The following is a 17,071-nucleotide window of genomic DNA, read 5'->3' on the forward strand; positions in this document are numbered from 1 at the left end:
TCGTTAGACTGGGCGGATGACCACGACCCTGGCGACGGCCCGCGACCGCATGCTCCTCGCGAAGGATGCCTCGCGCTCGATCGGGCTGCTGACGGATGCCGAGAAGCGCGACGCGCTGCGTGCGATCGCCGACGCCGTCGAGGCCGCCACGCCCGAGATCGTGGCGGCGAACGCGGAAGACCTCGAACGAGGCCGCGCGAGCGGACTGTCGGACGGGCTGCAGGACCGCCTCCGGCTCGACGAGGCCCGCGTCGCCGCCCTCGCCGCCGCGGTGCGCGACGTCGCCCTGCTTCCCGACCCCGTCGGACGGATCCTCGACGAGCGCGCGCTCCCGAGCGGTGTCCGTCTGCAGAAGGTGTCGGTGCCGTTCGGCGTCGTCGGCTCGATCTACGAAGCGCGCCCGAACGTCACGGTCGACATCGCCGCCCTCGCGCTCCGCTCGGGTAACGCCGTGGTGCTGCGCGGCGGCACGGCCGCGGAGCTCACGAACGCCGCACTGGTCGACGCGATGCGCGGCGCCCTGTCGTCTCGGGGTCTGGACCCCGAAGCGATCCAGACCGTCGACTCCTTCGGCCGCGAGGGTGCGCGCGACCTCATGAACGCGCGGGGACTCATCGACGTCCTCGTGCCGCGGGGCAGCGCCCAGCTCATCGAGACCGTCGTGACGGAGTCCTCCGTCCCCGTCATCGAGACCGGAGCCGGCGTCGTGCACATCGTGCTCGACGCGACCGCACCTCTGGAGTGGGCGACCGACATCGTGGTCAACGCGAAGGTGCAGCGCCCGAGTGTCTGCAACGCCGTGGAGACCGTGCTCGTCCACCGCGACGCCGCCGAGCGCCTCATTCCGCCGGTCGTCGCCGCGCTCCAGGCCCAGGGCGTCACGGTTCACGGCGACCCGACCGTCGGTCGTCTCGCGGACGGCGTCGTCGCGGCGACCGAGGCCGACTGGGCCAGCGAGTACATGAGCCTCGACCTCGCGATGCGCGTCGTCGACGATCTCGACGATGCGCTCGACCACATCCGCCGCTACTCGACCCACCACACGGAGTCGATCGTGACGGATGACGCGGCCAACGCCGAGCGGTTCCTCGCAGAGGTCGACTCCGCCGTCGTGATGGCGAACGCGTCCACCCGCTTCACCGACGGCGGCGAGTTCGGCTTCGGCGCCGAGGTCGGCATCTCGACGCAGAAGCTCCACGCCCGTGGCCCGATGGGCCTTGCGGAGCTGACGAGCACGAAGTGGCTGGCGCGGGGCGCCGGGCAGGTCCGCGCCTGACGCCCTAGACTGGAACCCGCGCCTACGGCCGAACCCCGATCGGAGCTCGAATGACCCTCGCCACGCTCGTCGCTTTCGCGGCTGAAGAAGCGGAGCACCACGACACCGCTGCCATCATGCTGGAGACCTTCCCCTACGGGGTCGTCGCGCTCGTGGCGTTCACGCTCCTGGCATTCGTCACGCTGTCGTACCGCAACGTCGCCAACCGCCACGCGCACAAGGGCGAGGCGTACGCCAAGGCCCACGCGAACGACATCCAGCAGGCAGGGCACGGCCACTAGGCCCACCGAATGACGGTGACGCGCGCCCCGAGGATCGGGGTCATGGGTGGGACGTTCGATCCCATCCACCACGGTCACCTCGTCGCCGCCAGCGAAGTCGCCGAGTCGTTCGACCTCGACGAGGTCGTCTTCGTCCCCACGGGCGAGCCCTGGCAGAAGACGCGCGTGTCCGCCGGCGAGGACCGCTATCTGATGACCGTCATCGCGACGGCCTCCAATCCGCGATTCACCGTGAGCAGGGTCGACCTCGACCGCGACGGGCCGACGTACACGATCGACACCCTGCGCGATCTCAAGGCGCAGCGACCGGATGCCGAGCTGTTCTTCATCACCGGCGCAGACGCGATAGCGCAGATTCTCAGCTGGAGGGACCATGATGAACTGTGGGAGCTTGCCCACTTCGTCGCGGTCTCCCGTCCAGGTCACGTCCTGAACACGGCGGATCTTCCCAGCGAGGACGTCAGCAAGCTCGAAGTCCCCGCACTTTCGATCTCGTCCACCGACTGCCGAGACCGAGTTCGTCGCGGAAAGCCCGTGTGGTACCTCGTTCCCGACGGGGTCGTCCAATACATTGCGAAGCATCACCTCTACCGGAGCAAGGAATGAGCACACCCGAGCAACCCGGATCCCCGCCCCTGACCAGACGCCGGATCCGTGAGATCCGCAACACGGGCGCGACCCCCATCATCACCGCCGACGGCCTTCTCGAGGGCGCCCCGAGCGAACCCTCCGCCGACGCCGCCGAGCCTTCGGCCCGCCAGACCGACGCCGCACCGGCGACCCCGGCCCCGGCAGCCGCCGCGCCGCTGGCACGCGCGGCCGAACCCGTCGTCGTCCACGAGGCCCCGGCCCCCGACGCCACGGTCGACCTCGGTGTGTCGCCCCTGACCCGCCGCCAGGCCCGCCAGCAGGAGCGCATCCGCACGGCATCCGTGCCGGTGATCACTCCGGAGCTGCTCGCCGCGAACGCCGTCCACGACGCGCCGATCGACTCCGTCCCCGCCGCCACCGCGCCGCTCGAGGTCGACGAGACAGCGGATACCGACGATCAGGCCCCGGATGACGTCGTCGACGCCGAGATCGTCGCCGACGCCACACCCGAGGAGGCGCATGACGAGGCCGCGCCCACCGACGAGGCCGAGGATGAGGCCGCCCCGCCGGCCGCCGTCGAAGACGTGGCGGCGTTCGCCTCCGAGGAGCTCGACGGCCGGGCCGTCGTCAGCCCGCAGCTCGGCGCCGACCTGCTCGAGAGCGAGCCCGTCGAGGTCACGCTTCCGCCGACGTTCGACCAGCTGCTCTCCCGGTCGACCTCCGGCTCGTCGTCCGCGCCGAATGCGCTCATCGTGTCCCAGACCACCGGGTCGTCGCCTCTCATCGCCCCCGTCGCCGCCACGGGCGAGGTGCTCATCACGGGCACGTTCAATCTCCCCGAAGGCCTCGGATCGCTCGGGCACACGCCCGGCACGGCGGACGGCAAAGACATCGACTCGGTGCTGGTCGACGGTGAGCTGCCGGCTCATTCGTCGCCGACGCCGATCGCCGCCAGCGCCGCGATCAGCACGATCAAGAGCAGCGGCGAGATCATCAAGCCCCCAGCGCCCGAGAAGGGCAACAAACTGATGGTCTCGTTGGCGATCACCGCAGGCATCCTCGCCGCGGCGCTCCTCGGCGTGCTGGCCGTCGCCATGATCAGCGGAGTCTTCTGATGCCTGCCACCGAATCGTCTCGCACGATGCTCAACCTCGCGGCCGCGGCCGCCGACTCGAAGGGCGGCGAGGACTTCGTCGCACTCGATGTGTCGGGACCCCTGCCGCTGGTCGACATCTTCCTCCTGGTCACGGGGCGCAGCGAACGCAACGTCGCCGCGATCGCGGACGAGATCGAGGACAAGCTTCTCGAGCACGGCCATAAGCGGCTGCGACGCGAAGGACGCCAGGAGTCGCGCTGGATCCTGCTCGACTTCGGCGACCTCGTGGTGCACGTGTTCCACGAAGAGGAGCGGCAGTACTACGGTCTCGAACGGCTCTGGAAGGACTGCCCCGTGGTCCCGATCGAGACGGTCGAGACGGTGCCCGCCACCGACGGCTGACGCGTCGAACGCGTGTCCCGTGGTTCGAGGCATCCGCTCGCATGTAGTAGTCTTGTGGGGTTGCCTCGCCGGTACGGGAGCAGCGAACGGGCCTGTGGCGCAGCTGGTAGCGCACCTGCATGGCATGCAGGGGGTCAGGGGTTCGAGTCCCCTCAGGTCCACCGGAGAAACCCCCGAGAAATCGGGGGTTTCGTGCATTCCAGACCCCTCGTGGTCGTGGCGTCCCGCGCCGGGGAGCAGCTGAGGCGAGCCTTGTCGAGCGTGGATCTATAGCGATACCGTCGAGCCGTTCAGGAAATTCTCAGGATGGAGTCGTCATGAAATTCTTCCAGAGACTCGGCAGATCGATCATGCTGCCGGTCGCCGTGCTCCCCGTCGCCGCGATCCTGTCGGGCATCAGCTACTGGATCGCCTCCGCCGCCGGCGGCTCGAACGTAGTGTCGGCCTTCCTCGGCGCTGCCGGTGGGGCGCTGCTCGACAACATGGCGATCCTGTTCGCCATCGGCATCTCGATCGGAATGGCGAACAAGACAGACGGCACGTCCGCGCTCGCCGGCCTCGTGTCGTGGCTGACGATCACAACCCTCCTCGCGCCCGGGACGATCCAGAACCTGTTCGGGCTGGAGGCGATCGAAGACGTCAACCCTGCATTCGGCAAGATCAACAACGTCTTCATCGGCATCATCTGCGGTCTGATCGGCGCCTGGACGTACAACAAGTTCAAGGACACCAAGCTCCCGGACGCCCTGTCGTTCTTCTCCGGCCGTCGCTCGGTCGCGATCGTCACGGCGGGCATCTCGCTGGCCGTGGCCCTGGTGCTGATGTTCGTCTGGCCGGTGGTCTACGGGGGACTCGTCACCTTCGGCGAGTGGATCGTGACGCTCGGCCCCGTCGGCGCCGGCATCTACGGCATGATGAACCGCCTCCTCATCCCGCTCGGGCTGCACCACGCGCTGAACTCGGTGTTCTGGTTCGACGTCGCCGGCATCAACGACCTGAACAACTTCCTCAACAACACCGGAACCTACGGGGTGACGGGTCAGTACATGGCCGGGTTCTTCCCGATCATGATGTTCGGTCTGCCGGGTGCGGCCCTCGCGATCTGGATGACCGCCAAGACCACCCGCAAGAAGGTCACCTACGGCATCATGCTGTCGGCTGCGATCGCGTCGTTCTTCGTCGGAGTCACGGAGCCGCTGGAGTTCTCGTTCATGTTCGTCGCCCCGTGGCTCTACCTGATCCACGCGGTCTTCACCGGCATCTCGATGTTCGTCGCCGCGATACTCCCGACCCGGCTCGGCTTCGGTTTCTCGGGCGGATTCATCGACATGGTGCTGCAGTGGATGAATCCGCTCGCGCAGAACCCGTGGATCCTCATCCTGATGGGCATCGCCTGGTTCTTCATCTACTTCCTCGTCTTCCGGTTCGTGATCACGCGATTCAAGCTCAAGACGCCGGGTCGGGAGGACGACGAGGAGCTCATCGCCTCGGAGTCGCCGGCACCCGGTTCGACCAAGGGCGGCTTCGTGCCCACGGCATCCGCCTTCATCACGGCACTGGGCGGCGCGGCCAACATCGTCGAACTCGACAACTGCGCCACCCGGCTGCGCATGGAGATCGCCGACACCTCGAAGGTCGATGAGGCCGCTCTCAAGCGCGCGGGTGCCGCGGGCACGATCAAGCCCGGCGGGCATTCGGTGCAGGTCATCTACGGCCTGAACGTGCAGTTCGTGAAGGATGCGATGGAGGGCATCATCTCGGGCGACATCCCTGCAGTCGACAACGAGGTCGAGGCGATGGCTCCGGCTTCGGCCGGTGGAGGCACGACGACGGCCGTCGCGACCGAGACGATCATCCAGCTCCGCCAGCCCGTGCCGGGTCGCGTCGTGCCGCTCTCGGAGGTGCCCGACCCGACGTTCGCGCAGGGGATCATGGGGCCCGGCCTTGCGATCATCCCGGCGGGAGACACCGTCATCGCGCCCGCCGACTGCACCATCGGTGCGACCTTCGACTCGGGTCATGCCGTCGCCGTGGTGCTCGGCGACGGCACCGAGATCCTGATCCACGTGGGCATCGACACCGTCCACATGGCCGGGAACGGGTTCGAGACACTCGTCGCGAAGGGGGACTCGGTGCACGCCGGCACCCCGCTCCTGCGCTTCGAGCTCGACAAGATCGAGGCGGCGGGCCATCCCACCATCACGCCCGTGATCATCCTCAACAACGAGGACGCGCGGATCGAGCTGATCTAGCGGGATACCCGCACGAGGGCCGTCGTCCATTGCAGGGCGGCGGCCCTCGTGCGAGTCTGGGCAGATGAGCACCGTGACCCCGTTCCTCTGGTTCGACGACGACGCCGAGGCTGCCATCACGTTCTACACGACGCTCATCCCCGACTCGGAGATCGTCAGCATCGGCACGTATCCGGAGGGCGTTCCGGGCATGGGCGGGAAGGTCATGCACGCCCACTTCCGCCTCGCAGGGCGGGATTACCACGCGATGGATGCCGGCCCGCAGTTCCCGTTCACCGAAGCCATCTCCCTCTACGTGTCCTGCGCCGATCAGGCCGACATCGACCGCTACTGGGATGCGCTGGTCGCCGACGGCGGCCAGGAGCAGCCGTGCGGCTGGCTCAAGGATCGGTGGGGACTGTCGTGGCAGATCATCCCCGATCGGCTCATCGACCTCATCCGCGATCCCGATCCCGAGCGGTCGCACCGGGCCGTGCAGGCGATGCTCGCGATGACCAAGATCGACATCGCCGCGATCGAGGCGGCTGCGGCGGGCGCATGAGACCGGGCCGAGCGATCGTCGCCGCGGCGTGCGCCGTCCTGCTCCTGGCGGCGATCGGATGCGCGCCCCCGCGGCAGCCCGTTCCTCCCGCCGCGACGCCGCGTTCGGCGCCGAGCGACACGCCGAGCGCCAGCGCGACGCCGGAACCCACCTCGTGGCGTGTCGACGGAGCGCCGGAGACGCTCGCGTCAGGTCTCGACGCGCCGTGGTCGGTCGTACCCCTCGCCGGCGGAGGAGCTCTCGTCAGCCAACGCGACGACGGCGCCGTCATCGAGCTCACAGCCGCGGGCGAGCAGCGCGTCGCCGGCGTGGTCCCCGGCGTCGGCTCCGGGGGAGAGGCGGGACTTCACGGCCTCGCGATCCTCCAGGACGAGGGCACGTGGCTGTACGCCTATCTCGGCGCCGAGAACGACAACCGGGTGATCCGGATGCCGCTCACCGGCGAGCCGGGCGCGCTCGGCCTGGGCGCCGCCGAGGAGATCGTGACGGGCATCGCCCGCGGGCGCACGCACAACGGCGGGCGCATCGCCTTCGGCCCCGACCGCCGGCTCTACATCGCCACCGGCGACGCCGGATCGCCCGATGACGCGCAGGACGCGGCATCCCTCAATGGCAAGATCCTGCGGGTGACACCGGACGGCCGTCCGGCGCCGGGCAATCCCTTCGGAACCGCAGTCTGGAGCCTCGGACACCGCAACGTGCAGGGACTCGCCTGGACCGCCGACGGCGAGATGTGGGCGAGCGAGTTCGGTCAGAACACGTGGGACGAGCTGAATCGCATCGAGCCCGGCGCGAACTACGGCTGGCCGCTGCACGAAGGCGTCACCGGAGCAGAGGGATTCACCGACCCCGTGGCGGTCTGGTCTCCCGCCGATGCCAGTCCCAGCGGCATCGCGGCGGTCGGCCTGACCGTCTTCGTGACGGGGCTCCGCGGCGAGAGGCTCTGGGTCGTGGACACGGACGCCGGGGTCGTGGCGGCGGAGGCGGTGGCGGTGCTGACGGGCGAACAGGGCCGCCTCCGCGACGCCGTCCTGGCCCCCGACGGAGCACTGTGGGTGCTCACGAACAACACCGACGGCCGCGGATCGCCTCGCGCCGAAGACGATCTCCTGCTGCGCCTGCCGCTGACTCCCACCGGCTGAGTCCGTCGCCCGCCGCGCGGCCCCAGGGCGTTACGGTGAACACGTGAGCTCCCAACCGCGTTGTCCGCACTGCCGCCACTTCGTGTATCTCGATCGACTGACGTGCCCGAACTGCGAGGCGGAGCTGGCGTACCACATCCTGTCGCGACAGTTCGTCGGCATCCGCAACGGCCAGGCCGTCGTCGACGGCCAGACGTGGTACGCCTGCTCCAACCGCGAGTGGGAGTGCAATTGGCTCGTCTGGGAGGGGGCGCCCGCCGGCCGCTGCTTCTCGTGCCGGCTGACGCGCACCAGACCCGACGGCGACGACACCGTCGCGCTCGAGAAGCTCGCCAAGGTCGAAGAGGGCAAGCGGCGACTGCTCCTCCAGCTCGGCGAACTCGGGCTGCCGATCGTCCCGTGGGACGTCGCTCCCGGCGGGCTGGGATTCGACCTGATCTCGAGCCTGTCCCTCGGCCGGCCCGTCATCATCGGCCACGCGAACGGCATCATCACGATCGACCTCGCCGAAAGCCTCGACGACCGCCGCGAAGCGCTCCGGGTGCGCCTCGGCGAGCCGTACCGCACGATCCTGGGTCATCTGCGGCACGAGGTGGGCCACTACTTCCAGAACGTGCTCCTCACCGACGACGCGCTGTGGGCCCGCTGCCGCGATCTGTTCGGCGACGAGCGGACGAGCTACCAGGACGCCATCAAGCGGCACTACGCGATGGGTGCACCCGACGGCTGGCAGCAGGGATTCATCTCGGAGTACGCGACGATGCATCCGTGGGAGGACTTCGCCGAGACATTCGCCCACTACCTGCACATCACGGGCACACTCCAGACGGCCGCCGCGATCGGCATCCATCTCGACGCCGCCGTCACCAACCTGCGCGACACCGACGTCGTGCCGCGGGAGTCGTATCGCGACGAGCAGGTGCAGCAGCTCCTCACCGATTGGGAATGGATGTCGCAGGCCTTCAACCGCATCAACCGGTCGATGGGATTCGGCGACCTGTACCCGTTCGACCTGACGCCCGCCGTCAAGCGCAAGCTCGGCTTCATCCACGACATCGTCACGCGGGCGCCGCTCACCACCGACGAGCAGCGCGCGCTCGCCCTGCCCGCGGAGGCCGAGAGCGCATGACCACGTTCGCACGCGGCCAGCGGGTCGTCGGACCCGCGACGCACTATGTCGAGAATCAGCCTCCCTCGCGGACCGACGTCAACGAGTACAGCCTCAACGCCCCGCTCGCGGCGGCCGTCGAGTCCTTCGGCGGAGGATGGTCGGGCGAGGCCCTGCACGAGGCCGGGGCGCTGGTCGGCTCGGAGACGTTCCAGCGCGACGCGTATCTGGCCGATGCGCACGCGCCCGTCGCGTACGCGCACGACCGGTGGGGCTACCGGCTCGACGAGGTCGAGTACGACCCGTCCTACCATCGCGTCCTCGGGGCGGCCGTCGCCCGCGGTGCGCACACGTCGGCCTGGGCCGAGCCGCGTGCCGGAGCATCGGTCGCCCGCGCGGCGATGTTCATGCTCTTCGCGCAGGTCGAACCCGGGCACGCCTGCCCGGTCTCCATGACGCACGCGGCGGTGGCCTCGCTGCAGGACTCCCCGTGGGTGGCCGACGAATGGATGCCGCGCCTCCTGTCGCGCGAGTACGAGCCGCGCCTGCTGCCCAGCGAGCAGAAGCGCAGCGCGCTCGTGGGCATGGCCATGACCGAGAAGCAGGGCGGGTCCGATGTGCGTGCGGGCACGACGGTCGGCTCTCACCTCAGCGGCCACGCCTATCAGATCACCGGTCACAAGTGGTTCTGCTCGGCACCGATGTCGGACGGCTTCCTCGTCCTCGCCCAGACGCGACGGGGGGCGCAGGAGGAAGGCCTGACGTGCCTGTTCGTGCCGCGCATCCTGTCCAAAGGTCAGCGCAACGTGTTCCGCATCCAGCGACTCAAGGACAAGCTGGGCAACCGCTCGAACGCGTCGGCCGAGATCGAGTTCGACGGCTCGATCGGATACATCGTCGGCGAGCCCGGCCGCGGGGTGAAGACCATCATCGAGATGGTGCAGCGCACCCGGCTGGACTGCGTTCTGGGCTCCGCGGCCGGAATGCGCCAATCGCTCGCCGAAGCGCTCTGGCACGCGAGAGGCCGCCAGGCCTTCGGCTCACTCCTGATCGCGCAGCCCGCGATGACGTCGGTGCTCGCCGACCTCGCTCTGGAGTCCGAAGCCGCGATGCTGACGGGACTGCGCCTGTCGCAGATGTTCGAGGCGGATGCCTCCGCGGCCGACGTGGCGCTGCGGCGCCTGGCGACACCTGTCTCGAAGTACCACGTGGCCAAGCGCGGACCGCACCACGCCTACGAGGCGATGGAGTGCCTCGGCGGCAACGGGTACACCGAGTCGTTCCCGCTGGCCCGCCGCTACCGCGAGCAGCCGGTCATGGCGATCTGGGAGGGCTCGGGCAACGTCATCGCCCTCGATGTGCTGCGCGCACTCACCCGCGATCCGGAATCCGGCGATGCGTTGGCCGACGAGCTCGGCTCGACCACGGGCGCGTCCACGCTGCTCGACGCTCACGTCGAACGCTCGCTCGCGCTCATGGCCGAACTCGCGGGGAGCGATCCCCGAGACGCGCAGACCGACGCGCGCCGCCTGAGCGAGAACCTCGCCCTCGCCTTCCAGGCATCCCTCATGCTGCGTCATGCTCCCACGACGGATGCCGAGGCGTTCATCGCGTCGCGCCTCGGCCCCGACCGCGGGTGGCAGTACGGCTCGCTCCCGCGCGGCACGGATGCCGCGGCCATCGTGGCGCGGCACTGACGCGGCGGATCCGCCCGGCTAGGGGTGCTTGCTCGGCAGCGCGCACATCACGATGAGCGCGATGCTGCCCAGCGGCACGAACGACAGGAACAACCACGCCCAGTGGAAGCCTCCGTCGCGGAGGCGCCGCACGGTCACCGCGAGATTCGGCACGATGACGCCGATCGCCCACACGATGAGCGCCAGGTAGATCACGATTCCCACGACCGGGATGAGGAGTGCGACGAGCGCGCCCACGACGATGATCGCGTTGACCAGCGTCCAGTACCAGTACTCCGGCCGACCCGCGCGGCCGTCGAAAGCGGCGTACTTCGCGAAGACGACCTTGATCGCATCTCCCATTCCGCGCACCCAGGGACGGTTGTCGACGGGGGACCGCCACACGCCGACCGGGCGGGGTGAGTAGGCCGCGCCGTAGCCGGATGTCGCGACCGGCGCGGATGCGTAGGGCGACACCGCGGCAGGGATCACGACCTGCGCCGGAACAGCCGGGAGCACCGGGGCGGGCGCGAAGTCGCGGGCACCGGCGACGCCGAAGGGGCGCGATGCGCCCGACCATTCGGCGCCGTTCCACCAGCGCTCGAACGGGCCTCCTGCGGGGTCGGGATACCAGCCGGCGGACGCGGCTGACGACGGGTGGGACATCTGTCTCCTCGAGTTCGGGTTCTCGTCCAGCCATTCAACCGCATCCACCCTCCGCCGTCCGCGACGTAGGCTGGGCGCGTGCCCTCCGTCCGTCGCGCCCTCCCGGTCTTCGCGGTCTCCGCGGTGCTGACCGGCGCAGTCCTGGCCGGTGCCGCGGCCGGCGCGACGACGACGCCCGCGCCGCCCGACGAAGCGGGAGGCGTGCGCGTGCAGGCGGCCGCGGCGGAGGGTCTCGCGGCGGAGGCGTCCGCGCGCGTGGCGGCCATGACGCTGCGCGAGAGGGCCGCCTCGATCGTGATGGGTCACATCCCCACGACCGATCCGGCGACTCTGCGCGACTACATGGCGGGCACCGGAATCGGCGGGTTCATCCTGATGGGCGGCAACATCCCGCCCACCGAGGCCGAGCTCCGCGCACAGACCGCCGCGCTCACGATCGACCCCGCCCTGCCCCCGCTGATCGGCATCGACCAGGAGGGCGGCGACGTCTCGCGGCTCCCGTGGGACGACTTCCCGTCGTCGGTCACGCTCAAGGCCTCGGACGCGGCCGCCGTGCAGTCGGCCTTCGCCGGACGCGGGGCGCTCGTGCAGCGCGCGGGCATCGGCGTCAACTTCGGCATCGTCGCCGACGTCACCGACGATCGCTCGATGTTCATCTACCGCAGGGCGCTCGGCACGACGCCCGATGCCGGTGCGGTCAACGTCGCAGCCGCCGTGACCGGAGAAGGCGCGCAGACCGGCTCGACCCTCAAGCACTTCCCCGGGCACGGCGCCGCACCGGGCGATTCACACCGCGGCATCCCGTCGACCGGCATGACGAAGGACGAATGGGCGGCCGGGGATGCCCTCCCGTTCGCGGCCGGGATCGACGCGGGCGCTCCGCTGCTGATGTTCGGCCACCTCTCGTACACGTCGGTGGATGCCGCACCCGCGTCGCTGTCGGCGGCGTGGCATGCGATCGCCCGCGACGAGCTGGGGTTCGACGGCATCTCGATCACCGACGACCTCGGCATGCTGGAGGCATCCGGAATCGACGCGTACGCCGACCCCGTCGCCAATGCCGTCGCCGCCCTCGCCGCCGGCAACGACGTGCTGCTGGCGATCATGTTCACCGACGCCGGCTCGGCGGGCCGCATCGTCGACGGTGTCGTCGCCGCGGTCGAGTCCGGTGCCGTGCCCGCCGCACGACTCGACGAGGCGGCCGTCCGCGTCACGCAGCTGCGTCTCGATCTGGCCGCACAGGGTCGCGGGCTCGTCCCCTGCGGCGACTGCGTCCCCGCGGGCTGATCGGGTCGCTCAGCCGAGGATGTCGAGGAGCCTCCGCCGGAGGACCTGCCCGCGGTCGGTGAACCCGCGCTGCCGGCGCACGTACTCGGCCTTGCCCTCGGGAGTCTCGATCCCGACGGGCGGATAGCCCCACGACGCGAGGTCGTAGGGCGAGGCCTGCATGTCGAGCGTGCGGATGTCGCGCGCCAGCTCGAAGGCGTCGAGCAGCAGATCGCCGGGCACGAGCGGGCCGAGCTTGACCGCCCACTTGTACAGGTCCATGCCGGCGTGCAGACACCCGGGCTGCTCTCGGGCGGGCTGATCGTCGCGCGTCAGCGGGGAGCGGTTGCGGGGCACCGCCTCCGGGGTGAAGAAGCGGAACGCGTCGAAGTGCGTGCAGCGCAGGTCGTGGGCCTCGACCACGGCGTCCGTCACGTGCTGCGCCAGCCGCAGCGGGACCGGATGCCGGTGCTCGGGCTGACGGTAGACCATCGCCCATTCGTGCAGACCGAAGCAGCCGAACTGCGCCGGGCGCGCAGCGGTGAATCGGAGGATCCGCGTGATTCCCTCGACCATGAGCGACTTCTCCGCGCGGAAGAGGGCGGTGTCGACGACGAGCGAGCCGGCGCTCTCGCCCGGTGCGTACCACCGCCACCCGGCGCGCGGAGTGTCTGCGGCATCCGCCAGCTCGACACCCCCGCCGGGGTGCCAACGACGCAGGATCGCGGGCTTGTAGGAGTAGTAGGTGAAGAGGAAGTCCTCAACGGGATGCTTCTCGCCCCGCGAGGAGCGGGCACGGTGGCCCGCCGTGAGAGCGTCGGCCCGGGCATGATGCGCTGCCTCGCGCGCGCGCCACTCGTCTGCGTCCAGACGCGCGAGGGCGGATGCGGGGGCGAGCAGGGTCACCCCTCCAGGGTACGCGGGCCCCGTCGGGCTACTCCTCGACCGGGTCGATGAGGGCGGGGGAGTTGTTGCGCACATTGCCGACGGCCGCCGAGACGACGTGGTCTTCGAGCGTCGCAGCCACGTCGGGGGCGGCGTCGACGGCGGCGTCGAGGATATCGCCCACGTTCTCGACGGTCGGGTCGAGCCAGGCGTCGGCGAAGTCGGGGTCGAGGAACAGGGGCATCCGGTCGTGGATGGAACCGAGGTGGCCGATCGCGTCACGCGTGAGGATCGTGAAGCTGAGCACCCAACGGTCGGGATCGTCCTCGGCCTTGGCGGGGTCCTTCCACCACTCGTAGAGCCCGGCGAAGAACAGAGGATCGTCGCCGGCGGGGTGGATGTAGTGCGGGACCTTCTGGATCTTGCCGTCGGCCCCCGGCACCTGCTTCCACTCGTAGTAGCCGGATGCCGGCACCACCGCGCGGCGCTTCTCGAGCGCCTTGCGGAACATCGGCTTGTCTTCGAGCTCCTCGGAGCGGGCGTTGAACGCCTTCACCCCGATCGACAGGTCTTTCGCCCACGAGGGGACGAGCCCCCAGCGCGCGGGCTCGAGACGCCGCGTGGGCGGCTCGGTCTTGATCGAGTCGAGCACGATGGCCACCTTCGCCGTCGGCGCGATGTTGAAGGAGGGCTCGGGAAGGTCGTCGCCCACGAGGTCGACCCGGAGGACCCCCACGAGCTCGGATCCGACATCAGCCACGACGAAGCGTCCGCACATGCCGACGAGCCTACGCGCCGCCTCCGACGTCAGTTCGGGATGACTCCGGCATCCGCGAGTCTGTCGAGCAGGCCCGCACCGTCGGAGTCTGTCACCCACGGCACATCCGCGGCCGAATGGTCATCGACCGTGCGACCGCCGGCGAGCACGGCTTCGGCGGGGGACAGGCGGCGGATGGCGACGGCCACGACGTTGTCGGGATGCGTCGCCGCGAAGCGCGTGTAGATCTCCTCGTCGCGCTGGCCGTCGTCGCCGATCAGCAGCCACTTCACCTGCGGGAACTCGCGCGCGAGGCGGTCGAGGTTCGTGAGCTTGTGGTCCTTGCCGCTGCGGAACCAGCGATCGTGGGTCGGCCCCCAGTCCGTGAGCAGCATCGACCCCGGCGGGAAGACGTGCCTGCGCAGGAACCGGATGAGAGTCGGCGCGATGTTCCACGCGCCGGTCGACAGGTACACGACGGGCGAGCCCGGGTTGTCGCGCACGAGCCGCTCGAGGAGCACGGCCATTCCCGGCACGGGGAGCCGTGCGTGCTCGTCGACCACGAAGGAGTTCCACGCCGCGACGAAGGGGCGAGGGAGCGCGGTGACCATGACGGTGTCGTCGACGTCGGACAGGACTCCGAAGCGGATCTCGGGACCCACGACGAACACGCGCGTCTCGATGGGCTCGCCGCCCTCGACCGACATCTCGAGCGTCTGCCAGCCGGGCTCGAGGCGCGCGGCGATCACCGTGTCGATGACGCCGCCGCGATCCGAGACCACGTCGTGCACGGCATCCCCGATGCGGATCGTCACCTGCGCGTACCCGACCGGCACCGAGACGAAGCTGCGCCATCCGCGCACCGTGGCGTACTCGCCGCTCTCGGTCGTCTTCACCGGGGGCACGATGAGCACGCGGCCGAGCACCCGCACCCAGTCCACCCCCGCATAGCCGGGGAAGGGCGTGACCGTCGGCTTCTGCCCGCGCTTGCGCGCCCGGCGCTCGCGCCAGGCATGGAGGCGGTACTCGAGCCGCGCGAACCACAGCATCTTCGTGCGGGCGGGGGCGGCGGCGTGCTCGGGCATCGCCTCAGTCTTTCACGTCCTCCTCGGACGCGTGGGTGATCTCGGCCTCGTCCCCGTCTTCCATGTGCCGTCGCTCGACCTTCTGGATGACCTTCTTGGCCACGAACACGAGCAGGAAGAACGCCACGACGACACCGACGAAGATGTAGCCGGCGAAGTGGATGCGCTCGGAGAGCTCGCGATAGGTGCCGGCGGCGATCGAGGCGAACGAGATGTACAGCGCCGCCCAGAGGATGCACGCGGGGATCGTCCACGCGAGGAAGCGGCGGAACGGGTAGCGTGCCATGCCGACCGTGAGCGGAACGAGCGAATGCAGCACCGGCAGGAAGCGCGACACGAAGATCGCCGGCCCTCCCCGGCGCCGGAAGTACCGCTCGGAGCGCCGCCAATTGTCCTCTCCGATACGTCGACCGAGTCGGGCGGCCCGGATCTTGGGTCCGAGCCAGTAGCCCAGCCCGTAGCCGATGCTCTCGCCGATCAGCGCACCGAGCACGACCGCGATCCCCAGCAGGACGGCTTCGAGGGGACTCGCCACGGCCGTTCCCGCCACGATGACGACCGTGTCTCCGGGCACCACGAGACCGATCAGCACGCTCGTCTCGAGCATGATGGCGAGGCCTGCCAGCAGCGTCCTCAGCACGGGGTCGACGCTCTGCACGGCGTCGAGGAGCCACGTGAGGATCTCGTTCACGTCCACGAGCCTAGAGGCGCGTCCCGCCTCTAGCCTGGGAACATGACCGACCCGCTCGTCGCCGTGCGCCTGGAGGCATGGATCGATCCCGAGCGGGCGTTCCTCAGCGGCCCGGCGAGGCATCCGCACGCCTTCTGGCTGGATGCCGGGCCGGCGGCCGTCGAAGGGTGGTCGTGGGTGGGAACCGGCGAGCCGGAGCTCCGACCCGAGCGGGTGCGGGAGGTCGTCTGCGATGGGGCCCGCGACGCGGCGTGGCCCGCGGGGCGCTTCCGCGGCGGGTGGATCGGCTGGCTCGGATACGAGGATGCCGCGTCCCGCGTGGGCGCGCCGGTCGCCGCGGACGACGGGACGGTGCCGCAGGCGATGTGGCTGCGGGTCGAGCGGTTCCTCGCGTTCGACCACCGCACCGCAGCCGTCTGGGCCGTCGCTCGGGCGGCGGAGGTCGAAGAGCTCGTGCGCGACACGCAGGCTTCCGCGCTGGCCGGCGTCGGGCCGGTCGCACCGCCCGATCCGCGCGTAGCCCGCTCGCGCGACACCCCCGAGGAGTACGCGCAGCTCATCGAGCGGTGCCGTGGGGCGATCCGGGAGGGCGACGCGTACCAGCTGTGTCTGACGACGCGGTTCGCCGTCGACGGCGATGTCGATCCGGTGGCGACCTACCGGCGCCTGCGCACAGCCACGCCCGCCCACCACGGCGGATTCATCTCGTCGGGCGCCGTCGCCCTCGCCAGCGCCAGCCCCGAGCGGTTCCTCGAAGTGACCGACGGCGTCGTGCGCACGCGACCCATCAAGGGCACGCGACCGCGCGGCACCACGATCGAGGCCGACACCGCCCTCGCCGCCGAGCTGCTCGCGAGCGAGAAGGAGCGCGCCGAGAACGTCATGATCGTGGACCTCATGCGCAACGACCTCTCGCGGGTCTGCGTGCCCGGGTCGGTCGCCGCCGAGCGGCTCCTGGAGGTCGAGTCGTACGCGGCGGTGCACCAGCTCGTCTCGACAGTCGCGGGTCGACTGGACGACGCCACCACGTTCGGCGACCTGCTGGGTGCCGCGTTCCCGGCGGGGAGCATGACGGGTGCGCCGAAGCTGTCGGCCATGACGATCCTGCACTCCCTCGAGCGCGCGCCGCGTGGAGTGTTCGCGGGATGCTTCGGATGGGTCGGCGACGACGGTGCGCTCGACCTCGCGATGGTCATCCGCTCGATCGTCACGCACCCCGGCGGCGCCTACGTCGGAGCCGGCGGAGGGATCACCTGGAGGTCGGATGCCGCGGCCGAGGTGGCAGAAGTCGGCGTCAAGGCGCGCGGTCCGCTGGCGGCGCTCGGCGCCGATCCGCCCCCCGGTTGGTGAGGCGTC

General features: G+C 70.1%; 17 protein-coding genes and 1 tRNA gene. 13 read left to right on the forward strand and 5 right to left on the reverse strand.

Translation table 11 applies throughout. The annotated features are described in order from the left end of the window. Nucleotides 1-16 precede the first annotated feature (16 nt). The 11 genes from B0B14_RS06315 (at nt 17) to B0B14_RS06365 (ending at nt 10,386) form a co-directional block, all read left to right on the forward strand. Nucleotides 17-1,276, forward strand: a complete 1,260-nt coding sequence (locus B0B14_RS06315; protein WP_076680595.1) for a glutamate-5-semialdehyde dehydrogenase — start codon at nt 17-19, stop codon at nt 1,274-1,276. Between the two features lie 50 nt (nt 1,277-1,326). Continuing rightward, entirely contained in the window at nt 1,327-1,557 is a 231-nt protein-coding gene (locus B0B14_RS06320; RefSeq protein ID WP_076680596.1) for a hypothetical protein, read from the forward strand. 9 nt (nt 1,558-1,566) lie between these two features. Further along, nucleotides 1,567-2,163 (forward strand): nicotinate-nucleotide adenylyltransferase, encoded by a 597-nt coding sequence (gene nadD, locus B0B14_RS06325; protein ID WP_076680597.1) that lies wholly within the window; start codon nt 1,567-1,569, stop codon nt 2,161-2,163. Beyond that, nucleotides 2,160-3,263, forward strand: a complete 1,104-nt coding sequence (locus tag B0B14_RS06330) for a hypothetical protein (RefSeq protein ID WP_076680598.1) — start codon at nt 2,160-2,162, stop codon at nt 3,261-3,263. Before nadD ends, B0B14_RS06330 begins: the two co-directional genes overlap by 4 nt. After that, on the forward strand, nt 3,263-3,646 hold the full coding sequence (gene rsfS / locus B0B14_RS06335) for a ribosome silencing factor (RefSeq protein ID WP_076680599.1): 384 nt from the start codon (nt 3,263-3,265) through the stop codon (nt 3,644-3,646). The genes B0B14_RS06330 and rsfS overlap by 1 nt, the downstream gene beginning before the upstream one ends. Nucleotides 3,647-3,734: 88 nt before the next feature. Next, nucleotides 3,735-3,807 (forward strand) — tRNA-Ala (locus tag B0B14_RS06340). Nucleotides 3,808-3,963: 156 nt separating this feature from the next. Next, nucleotides 3,964-5,898, forward strand: a complete 1,935-nt coding sequence (nagE, locus tag B0B14_RS06345; protein ID WP_076680600.1) for an N-acetylglucosamine-specific PTS transporter subunit IIBC — start codon at nt 3,964-3,966, stop codon at nt 5,896-5,898. Nucleotides 5,899-5,962: 64 nt separating this feature from the next. After that, the gene (locus B0B14_RS06350; protein ID WP_076680601.1) at nt 5,963-6,439 is read left to right on the forward strand and encodes a VOC family protein; all 477 of its coding nucleotides are present in this window, start codon (nt 5,963-5,965) and stop codon (nt 6,437-6,439) included. Further along, the gene (locus tag B0B14_RS06355; RefSeq protein ID WP_076680602.1) at nt 6,436-7,581 is read left to right on the forward strand and encodes a PQQ-dependent sugar dehydrogenase; all 1,146 of its coding nucleotides are present in this window, start codon (nt 6,436-6,438) and stop codon (nt 7,579-7,581) included. The genes B0B14_RS06350 and B0B14_RS06355 overlap by 4 nt, the downstream gene beginning before the upstream one ends. 43 nt (nt 7,582-7,624) lie before the next feature. After that, nucleotides 7,625-8,710, forward strand: a complete 1,086-nt coding sequence (locus B0B14_RS06360; RefSeq protein ID WP_076680603.1) for a zinc-binding metallopeptidase family protein — start codon at nt 7,625-7,627, stop codon at nt 8,708-8,710. After that, on the forward strand, nt 8,707-10,386 hold the full coding sequence (locus B0B14_RS06365) for an acyl-CoA dehydrogenase family protein (protein WP_076680604.1): 1,680 nt from the start codon (nt 8,707-8,709) through the stop codon (nt 10,384-10,386). Before B0B14_RS06360 ends, B0B14_RS06365 begins: the two co-directional genes overlap by 4 nt. Nucleotides 10,387-10,404: 18 nt before the next feature. On the opposite strand, the gene B0B14_RS16180 is transcribed toward B0B14_RS06365, so the two are convergent. Next, nucleotides 10,405-11,031 carry a DUF805 domain-containing protein gene (locus B0B14_RS16180; protein ID WP_083710376.1) on the reverse strand — a complete coding sequence of 209 codons (627 nt, stop codon included), beginning with the start codon at nt 11,029-11,031 and terminating at the stop codon, nt 10,405-10,407. A gap of 78 nt (nt 11,032-11,109) precedes the next feature. On the opposite strand from B0B14_RS16180, the gene B0B14_RS06380 reads away from it, so the two are divergent. Beyond that, nucleotides 11,110-12,318 carry a glycoside hydrolase family 3 N-terminal domain-containing protein gene (locus B0B14_RS06380; protein ID WP_076680605.1) on the forward strand — a complete coding sequence of 403 codons (1,209 nt, stop codon included), beginning with the start codon at nt 11,110-11,112 and terminating at the stop codon, nt 12,316-12,318. Nucleotides 12,319-12,327: 9 nt separating this feature from the next. Here B0B14_RS06380 and B0B14_RS06385 read toward each other — a convergent pair whose 3' ends face one another. From B0B14_RS06385 to B0B14_RS06400, 4 genes are read right to left on the reverse strand one after another with little or no spacing between them, the layout of a single operon-like run. Next, entirely contained in the window at nt 12,328-13,203 is an 876-nt protein-coding gene (locus tag B0B14_RS06385; RefSeq protein ID WP_076680606.1) for a 3-methyladenine DNA glycosylase, read from the reverse strand. Between the two features lie 28 nt (nt 13,204-13,231). Continuing rightward, nucleotides 13,232-13,960: an SOS response-associated peptidase gene (locus tag B0B14_RS06390; RefSeq protein ID WP_076680607.1), complete on the reverse strand. Its 729-nt coding sequence runs from the start codon at nt 13,958-13,960 to the stop codon at nt 13,232-13,234. Nucleotides 13,961-13,989: 29 nt separating this feature from the next. Next, nucleotides 13,990-15,024: an App1 family protein phosphatidate phosphatase gene (locus B0B14_RS06395; RefSeq protein WP_076680608.1), complete on the reverse strand. Its 1,035-nt coding sequence runs from the start codon at nt 15,022-15,024 to the stop codon at nt 13,990-13,992. Nucleotides 15,025-15,028: 4 nt separating this feature from the next. Then, on the reverse strand, nt 15,029-15,715 hold the full coding sequence (locus B0B14_RS06400; RefSeq protein WP_076681315.1) for a DedA family protein: 687 nt from the start codon (nt 15,713-15,715) through the stop codon (nt 15,029-15,031). Nucleotides 15,716-15,757: 42 nt separating this feature from the next. Here B0B14_RS06400 and pabB point away from each other — a divergent pair, with 42 nt between their 5' ends. Beyond that, nucleotides 15,758-17,065 carry an aminodeoxychorismate synthase component I gene (gene pabB / locus B0B14_RS06405; protein WP_076680609.1) on the forward strand — a complete coding sequence of 436 codons (1,308 nt, stop codon included), beginning with the start codon at nt 15,758-15,760 and terminating at the stop codon, nt 17,063-17,065. The last annotated feature ends 6 nt before the right edge of the window (nt 17,066-17,071 follow it).

Origin of the sequence: Microbacterium sp. RU33B (assembly GCF_900155915.1) — a bacterium.
Lineage (GTDB): Bacteria > Actinomycetota > Actinomycetes > Actinomycetales > Microbacteriaceae > Microbacterium.

Excerpts from the sequence above, each read along its gene's own strand:
- B0B14_RS06350 (WP_076680601.1), top strand. The coding sequence starts at position 5,963 with ATGAGCACCGTGACCCCGTTCCTCTGGTTCGACGACGACGCCGAGGCT.
- B0B14_RS06320 (WP_076680596.1), top strand. The coding sequence starts at position 1,327 with ATGACCCTCGCCACGCTCGTCGCTTTCGCGGCTGAAGAAGCGGAGCAC.
- B0B14_RS06365 (WP_076680604.1), top strand. The coding sequence starts at position 8,707 with ATGACCACGTTCGCACGCGGCCAGCGGGTCGTCGGACCCGCGACGCAC.
- nagE (WP_076680600.1), top strand. The coding sequence starts at position 3,964 with ATGAAATTCTTCCAGAGACTCGGCAGATCGATCATGCTGCCGGTCGCC.
- B0B14_RS06395 (WP_076680608.1), bottom strand. The coding sequence starts at position 15,024 with ATGCCCGAGCACGCCGCCGCCCCCGCCCGCACGAAGATGCTGTGGTTC.
- B0B14_RS06390 (WP_076680607.1), bottom strand. The coding sequence starts at position 13,960 with ATGTGCGGACGCTTCGTCGTGGCTGATGTCGGATCCGAGCTCGTGGGG.
- B0B14_RS16180 (WP_083710376.1), bottom strand. The coding sequence starts at position 11,031 with ATGTCCCACCCGTCGTCAGCCGCGTCCGCCGGCTGGTATCCCGACCCC.
- nadD (WP_076680597.1), top strand. The coding sequence starts at position 1,567 with ATGACGGTGACGCGCGCCCCGAGGATCGGGGTCATGGGTGGGACGTTC.
- rsfS (WP_076680599.1), top strand. The coding sequence starts at position 3,263 with ATGCCTGCCACCGAATCGTCTCGCACGATGCTCAACCTCGCGGCCGCG.
- pabB (WP_076680609.1), top strand. The coding sequence starts at position 15,758 with ATGACCGACCCGCTCGTCGCCGTGCGCCTGGAGGCATGGATCGATCCC.
- B0B14_RS06330 (WP_076680598.1), top strand. The coding sequence starts at position 2,160 with ATGAGCACACCCGAGCAACCCGGATCCCCGCCCCTGACCAGACGCCGG.
- B0B14_RS06315 (WP_076680595.1), top strand. The coding sequence starts at position 17 with ATGACCACGACCCTGGCGACGGCCCGCGACCGCATGCTCCTCGCGAAG.
- B0B14_RS06355 (WP_076680602.1), top strand. The coding sequence starts at position 6,436 with ATGAGACCGGGCCGAGCGATCGTCGCCGCGGCGTGCGCCGTCCTGCTC.